The 738-nt window shown below is 58.5% G+C and carries 1 protein-coding gene; it reads right to left on the bottom strand.

What is annotated here, in order from left to right; all coding sequences use genetic code 11:
* On the bottom strand, nt 1-678 hold a 678-nt coding region (locus JUK32_RS16970), incomplete at its 3' end, for a transposase (RefSeq protein ID WP_204140052.1).
* Nucleotides 679-738: the final 60 nt, after the last annotated feature.

The raw sequence follows: 738 nt of genomic DNA, 5'->3' as shown, positions 1-738 counted from the left end.
CTCATCGCTACAGACGAGCCGGGCCTGACGTAAATGTTCTTGAATCTGGGTGGTCGAGGCCGCTAGTGACGCTTGCGTACGGCGCAAGAGATTGGCAATCGCACCTTCGGAAAGGCTGAGCCCGTATAACTCTGCCATCAGTTGGGACAATCGCTGATAACTCACCGCATGGCGATAGCGCAGATACGTCACGACACTGGCAATGCGCGGTCCAAAGGGTGACCCTGGCTCCAAACCGACCGGCACCGGCGACTCGTAGCGTTGCTGGCAATGAGGGCAAGTGCCACCATAGCGCTCCACACGGGTGATATGGGGCTCGACCGGGGGCAGATCAATGCGCTCGTAACAGCCGGTCATCTGCTGGCTAGTCGTGGCCACGCTCGCGGCACAATGCGGACACGTCCTGGCTTGGGCCACCACGACTTGCTGGGGATGAGCGCTCAAGGCACGACCGCCGTGGCAATGCTTAGCGCTGGTCGGGGCGGTGTCACAACGGGACTGATTCGGCTTAAAGCCTTGAGCGGGCGGCAAACTTGAATTGCGGGCAGTTTTCTTGACGCGCTTTTGCTTCAGCTTTTCCACCTCTGCCTGAAGCGTTTGCAACTGACCCCACAGCCCTCGAATCAGGGCATCCTTCTCCTCATGGCTCAGTCCATCTAGCGGGGGGAGTTCAGTCATGACCAAAGCCTAACATCCTCTGCTAGCTCATCGCTTGAGTCAACCTGGTTGAGCAATTAC

The sequence above is a fragment of the Halomicronema sp. CCY15110 genome (assembly GCF_016888165.1).
In the GTDB taxonomy this organism is placed as follows: Bacteria; Cyanobacteriota; Cyanobacteriia; order Phormidesmidales; family Phormidesmidaceae; genus Halomicronema.
Note: the sequence above shows the minus strand (reverse complement) of the source record. Positions and strands in the feature narration are given on the sequence as shown.